The sequence below is a fragment of the Psychromonas ossibalaenae ATCC BAA-1528 genome (genome assembly GCF_000381745.1).
Taxonomy (GTDB): Bacteria; Pseudomonadota; Gammaproteobacteria; order Enterobacterales; family Psychromonadaceae; genus Psychromonas; species Psychromonas ossibalaenae.
Map to the genome: position 1 here is coordinate 1 of NZ_KB907060.1, position 5,941 is coordinate 5,941.

Here is a 5,941-nt window from a genome sequence, read left to right on the forward strand (position 1 = left end):
GGGGACCTGACGATTATGAGTTTTAGCCGAGTCACCTATTCTTAGCAATGTTAATAGCCTAATTTCCCCTCAGTAATTCATAAACTGATACCCGCGTTGACGTTGACGACAGATTTAGAGCCGACGACGCCGTCACGGGTTAGGGGGAAATTTTGCTGGGGTGAGCTGGGGTTACATCCAAAGAACGATCAAAGCGAAAAGATTACTTCAATATAGAAGAACAAAATAACGTTGTTTAAAGTCATTTAGGAATAAAGGCTTATGATTGCACATAAGCCTTTAACAGTTTCCTAGCCACCTATTTTAAATTTAAAACATTTAGCTGTCTTAGGGTAAACATATTTACCACTGCGCCAGTGCTTAAACCGTGTGCAATACACGTAGCCATCTTTAATGTAGGAACCATTATTATTATTCATTAGCAATTTCCACCTATTTTATTTTTTGCGTTAAAGTTAGGGCACCACAAACATAACTGCGGACCTGTACGACAACAATTACAAGGTTTATCTTGTAATTGAAATGAGCAAATCAAACCTCTATCAGTCATAAATGACCTCTTCTTAGAATTATTATTGATTGACTTAGCCGTGCATAAATAGATAGAATCGCGATTGAAACAACACGTTCGTTTACTATTTTAGGTATTGGCGTACCTTCACACGGCAAGCGTAATAAGATTGGTATCCCTTTCGGATACCTTTTTTCTTAAATGTAATTAATCATACTTACCTCCTTTTCGTTATTTCAAATAACTACACGGTTCAACTTCAAACACAACATATTGTGTGTCAATCATCTAACATGGCACAAGATAAAGCTTTTAAACTTTTTTTCAAGTGATAAATTTAGGGCTTTAAGTGGATGAAATTGTGGGTAAGTTTGCCTGCAATAGTTACAGTTAGTGCTAACTAACATCGCCATTTATGTCTTCTAGGTTTATTGTAAATTGCAAGGCTTTTTTGTAAAAAACTCACCCACCATATTTTCATTCAAAAAAACACAAAAAGAACAAAAAATGACCTTAAATTAATCTTTTGGTTATAGTTCTAGGGGTAATGCACTAAATAATGCATTCATGATTTTTCAACACGTCGGACAAGTCTACACAATAAGAGAGCTGAAAGTGGTTATCTTCATTGAGTTGCTACTCGTTTTCTCCCCTGAAGCGAAACAGCCAGCACTAAAACCCGCTAACTTCCCCCCTATTGTCGTCGACTGTCACTTAATCAACCGCCGCCACCACCAACAAAAAAGCAAAAAAAAGCCCACTCCGTTAAGAGTGGGCTTCGATTAGTATCATTAAAATTCAGTGGCTAGCACCAATTCCTAAGAAGATAGATTATTTTTTAAATCATAGGACAAAGCTTCTGACGCATCAAAGTAGTAATCAGTAATACCAGCTTCTTCAAAGTAAAAAGGGATACCTCGACAACAAATAGCGCAGGTAGCTGCACCAAAAAGTTCAAGTAATGCTTCCTTTGATAACTTGGAATTAGACTTTAGATAGGCGTAAGCATCATATATTGACTGAGGAATACTTTTTGATGTAGACAAATCAAAAACACAGCTAAAGTCTTCATCCTCAACATCTAAGCGCCTGACCAATGTGGATATTTCAAATATAGTGCCACTTAATTGCTTTGCATATACATCGATATGATCCATCACATCGTGAATTCCAACGATAGCATCTCCATATTCAGATTCATATTCAAGAAAAAAACCTTTACCCGTATTGATGAATAATCCTGTACCACCATCAGAGAAATATAGTGGTGTACAGTCTACCCCCTCCTCTCCGATAGAAGTAATGTCATTAATAATACCAGCTGATATAACTGAATCTGCAAGTTGGTTAGTGTCAAACATCGGCTGTTGCTTATTTTTAGTATTTTGATTCACGTTAGTTAACATAATAATTCCTTATTTTTTGATTAATTGGTCGTTTAATTTGCGTTTATAGCGCACTGACGCCTTAAACAAAACGTCAGTACGGGGGGTGTATTTCGATTAGAGTTACGCGGCGAGAGGCTTACCAGACACCATCACGTAACGTTCAGTATCACGACCAATCTTGAAGTAGATACCATTAGCATTCAGACTACTTTCTTGTGCCTTAAGCTTACTCGTCAGTGCTGCAGCTCCTCTCGGCAGGAACATAGAGTTCTCGTGCTGTTGCAATGTTTCTAGCAAGCGTGATGGTGTTGCCTTCCAAATCTTGTCGTTTGCTGCTGATTTGATTAGCTTCTGCATTGCTACTGTCAAGCTGTCATCTTCAGTGCCTGATGCCATGATGCTTTTAACATTGGCTAGATATGCTTTTTGAAGCTTGCCTTCGCCTAATCCAAGCACTTTTTCGACGGCAGCTAACCATCGAGAAAAGTCCATCATACGTGCAGGATATTCCGCCTTAACTGTTTTTTCTTGAATTAATGCCTTCGACGCCAACGTCAACAAAGAGCCAAATATTTCAGGTAATGCAGCTTCTAATTCCAGCTTTAATTGGCCCTCAGGTTTACGCTCATTCTCAGCCATAGGAACGAGAGCGACTTTGAAACAACGTGAGGCTAAATCAGACTCAGTAACAAAATGATGGATACCATTAAGAACTAGAGGAGCATGTAATAACAACGCAGTTAAGCCATCATCAGTGTAAAGTGTTCGACCTGCTGTATTCCCCTTCGTGGAGGTTGTACAAAGCATGTCACTCTGATCTTTGGTGAGCTTACGTAGATTGTCATATACCGCTAAGAACATACTGTTTACCTGAATAGCAAAGTCTTGTTCACGTTTAGGCATGCGTAGCCCATCAAGGCTACTCGGATCTAATAATGGACGGATGATATTATTTGAGAAAAAACTTTTACCTGACCCCTTCTCACCTTGAATGAGTAAAATAGGGTAAGGCACACCACAAGCTTTAGGGTGGGCAATTAGATATGTCATATAACCGACTAACTGAAAGAACGTCGTCTGGTCTGTGTTGATGAATGGATGAAGTTTTTTGAGACCACTTTTAATATCTGTAAATTCAGGCTCAATCATTGGCTTCGTACATTCTGGACGATAGAAAACAGCGGATTCTGTATTAGCATTTGGCTTATCTAACACTTCCACACCACCAGCAGACAATTCAATCAACTCACCTTTTGCATTGCAAAGATCAATTATTATCGATTGCTTATCTAATGATAATGCATTGCGAATTTGAATTGAGATTGGTGTTTCTTCATGCTCCCAAGCTCGACTCTCTATCTCTTCAACGAGTTCCTCAATATCCGATTTTTTAAGGCTAACACCTAACTTTCTGGCTAACTTTCGTAGCAACTGTTTAAATTTGGTATTTTTAATATTAATCTTAATAGCTTCAATTGATGCACCTTTTTCAACAAGTACATACGCCCCGCCCTTGTCATCAACACGAAGATATTCTGGTTTAAATTGTTCAATAATGTCATTCATCGATACGGAATTTTCTTTACTCATTGTATTTATCTCTTCTCTTTTGAAGGCAGTTTCATTTCCACCTTCACTTTTAACTGAAATCCATCTAAGACCTTGGCGCTGGCGTCGGTTAACGCCTGTTTTGCTTGTCGAAGTTGATGGTCGAATTTATCTTTTTCTAACTGCACCAAGAATGAATCATGGTTAGTCAGTAGTACGGGGAGCTTGACCATGTCTAAGTTGAAGCAAGCTCGCCTCATTATGTCCGCGCCTGTAGCCTGTATGGGCCAGTTGCGTATTGTTAGCGTTTTAATTTCTTGGGTTATTCCCATTCGCCAATCTAGTGAGCGTATCTCTCCTTTACGTTTTGCTTTAAAGGCCTCACCATCGAGGTAGTAATCAATAGGGCTGATGATCTTCTTGAGTACCAGTAGCCATTTCACTACGCTTGATTCAGGTTGAGATAGCTCTTGGGCTATACGCTTTATGCCCGCTCCGTAGAGATGCATTAACATTAGTTTTTTTAATTCAGATCGCTTAAGTTCATCATTGGTCGTTGTCTTAATTAGTAATTCATAGATGTCGCCTTGTTCGTAAAGGTTAACTAAAGTCGTACAGTTTGCTTTCTGAGCGACTATCATGGGCTCCTGCTGCTCGTAATCTAAAAGCACATAGCAATACCCTTTAAGCGGACTCAACAAGCCTTTCCAGTGGTGCTTAGGTATCAGGTTTAGCGCATTGCCTGATGTTGTATCTCGACCTGTTTTAGCGCCAAAGATGTTAACAACTGGACGATGCCTATCACCGTCATTATCATGAGTCAGAGTTGCTTTAAAGCGCTCTAACTGACTCATTAACACTTTGTTCCTTCTTGATTTTTTCTTGCTATACCGCATTATTTTTCGATTGAGGTATTCAACGTCAATACGAATGTCAGCACGGTTGTTTAGATGTTTTAAATACCGGTTAATGGTTGCTAGCACAGCAAGAGGGATTGTTTCCCCTAATGCTGACACTCGCTGAACAATTTCTATTGGAATGGTTTTACGCGCTAGGCTGGTATCTAGCTGCTTACCTAGTACGTAACTATTTGCCTTCCCTTCAATACAGTATTTAGCTGATGAAATTCATACGGCTTGTTCATCAATGTTGATGTCATCCATTGAAATTTCCCCGTCCACATCTAACTCATCAAACTCTTGCTCTGTGGTTTTATGATTAGTATCGTTATTCAAATCAACATCTTTTAAATCAAGATCTAATTCATCAAGCTCTAACTCATCGATTTCATTTTCAAGGTTAAACTCAGCATCAACATCTGTACCCTGAGTTAGTTCTTCTAAAGAACCTGATTTTGGCAAATTAGTCACTGTCGCGTCGGTGGCGTCGATTAGCTCAATTTCAGGTTCGTCGACGACGACAGTAGCGGTGCTATTTTTTAACAATCCGACGAGCGCAGGGTGGCCAAGAGAATCAATGTAGTGGCTACCAAAAGTCTTATTGATAATATTTTCATTGTCATCGTCAGTAATGGGTGGGATGCTTACATCATTCGAAGTATGAGTTTCATATAACTGGTTTTCGGTATCACGGTATCACGGTTGCTCACTACAGTGCCTTCTTCTGCTTGGAACAATGATTCTTTTCTAGAAATAGTCCATGGACTTTTACTATCTATTTTCGTAATAGCAACATGCAGTTTTTCTTCTTCTGTTTTGATAACGCTGATGCTGCACAAACAGAAGTCCTTTACATTAAGGTATGGAAGTATCTTCTCATCTAAAATATGAGCCACCGAATAGCTCGTATCTTTAAATTTCTTAAATACAATTGCAGCTTCAAATACATCTACCCGGGCAATGAAGGGCATGCCATTTTGAGGGTGTTTAGTATATTCATACTGTTTGGGACATTTATCTTCGGCCATTTTTTTAAAGTCCATACGGCTTGATTTTAACTTTTCATAAGCATTCATTTTGGTTTCCTTTTTAATCAACAAATAAATTAAATTTATACATTTAACGACGTTTAAACATATAATACAACAGACCAGAACAACTTCAAGCCATTGATTAGAAAGGGATTTTGCAGTATTTTTATTAGTGACTTCAAGGGGGGGACTACACGTTAAAAAGTGTTTTAAGAATGGTTTTCTCTTCTCGTGCATGTTCTAAAAGCAGATCTAAATCCTCCCGTTAAAACTTGTTTTAACGCTTAGCAAGAGTGCGCTAGAGGTAAAGATATTTAATAAAATTAAAATTATTTTTGTCCTGCTTCGCTTTGTGAACAAAAAACATACAAAACTCCGGTAATTCTCCGGTAACCCCAGCTCACCCCAGCAAAATTTCCCCCTAACCCGTGACGGCGTCGTCGGCTCTAAATCTGTCGTCAACGTCAACGCGGGTATCAGTTTATGAATTACTGAGGGGAAATTAGGCTATTAACATTGCTAAGAATAGGTGACTCGGCTAAAACTCATAATCGTCAGGTCCCC

5 protein-coding genes are annotated in these 5,941 nt (G+C 38.8%); all 5 read right to left on the bottom strand.

The genetic code is table 11. The annotated features are described in order from the left end of the window. Positions 1 to 1,329 precede the first annotated feature (1,329 nt). The gene (locus G327_RS0123500; protein WP_019617253.1) at positions 1,330 to 1,917 is read right to left on the bottom strand and encodes a hypothetical protein; all 588 of its coding nucleotides are present in this window, start codon (positions 1,915 to 1,917) and stop codon (positions 1,330 to 1,332) included. A 102-nt stretch (positions 1,918 to 2,019) separates the two neighbouring features. Next, positions 2,020 to 3,489 carry a hypothetical protein gene (locus G327_RS0123505; RefSeq protein ID WP_019617254.1) on the bottom strand — a complete coding sequence of 490 codons (1,470 nt, stop codon included), beginning with the start codon at positions 3,487 to 3,489 and terminating at the stop codon, positions 2,020 to 2,022. A gap of 5 nt (positions 3,490 to 3,494) precedes the next feature. Next, entirely contained in the window at positions 3,495 to 4,343 is an 849-nt protein-coding gene (locus G327_RS0123510; RefSeq protein WP_083938640.1) for a DNA polymerase, read from the bottom strand. Positions 4,344 to 4,574: 231 nt separating this feature from the next. After that, entirely contained in the window at positions 4,575 to 4,808 is a 234-nt protein-coding gene (locus G327_RS0123515) for a hypothetical protein (RefSeq protein WP_019617256.1), read from the bottom strand. Between the two features lie 182 nt (positions 4,809 to 4,990). Next, positions 4,991 to 5,422, bottom strand: coding sequence for a hypothetical protein (locus G327_RS0123520; RefSeq protein ID WP_019617257.1), 432 nt, complete (start codon positions 5,420 to 5,422; stop codon positions 4,991 to 4,993). Between the last annotated feature and the right edge of the window lie 519 nt (positions 5,423 to 5,941).

Coding starts and splice junctions, on each gene's coding strand:
- G327_RS0123505 (WP_019617254.1), bottom strand. CDS start 3,489: ATGAGTAAAGAAAATTCCGTATCGATGAATGACATTATTGAACAATTT.
- G327_RS0123510 (WP_083938640.1), bottom strand. CDS start 4,343: ATGCGGTATAGCAAGAAAAAATCAAGAAGGAACAAAGTGTTAATGAGT.
- G327_RS0123520 (WP_019617257.1), bottom strand. CDS start 5,422: ATGAATGCTTATGAAAAGTTAAAATCAAGCCGTATGGACTTTAAAAAA.
- G327_RS0123500 (WP_019617253.1), bottom strand. CDS start 1,917: ATGTTAACTAACGTGAATCAAAATACTAAAAATAAGCAACAGCCGATG.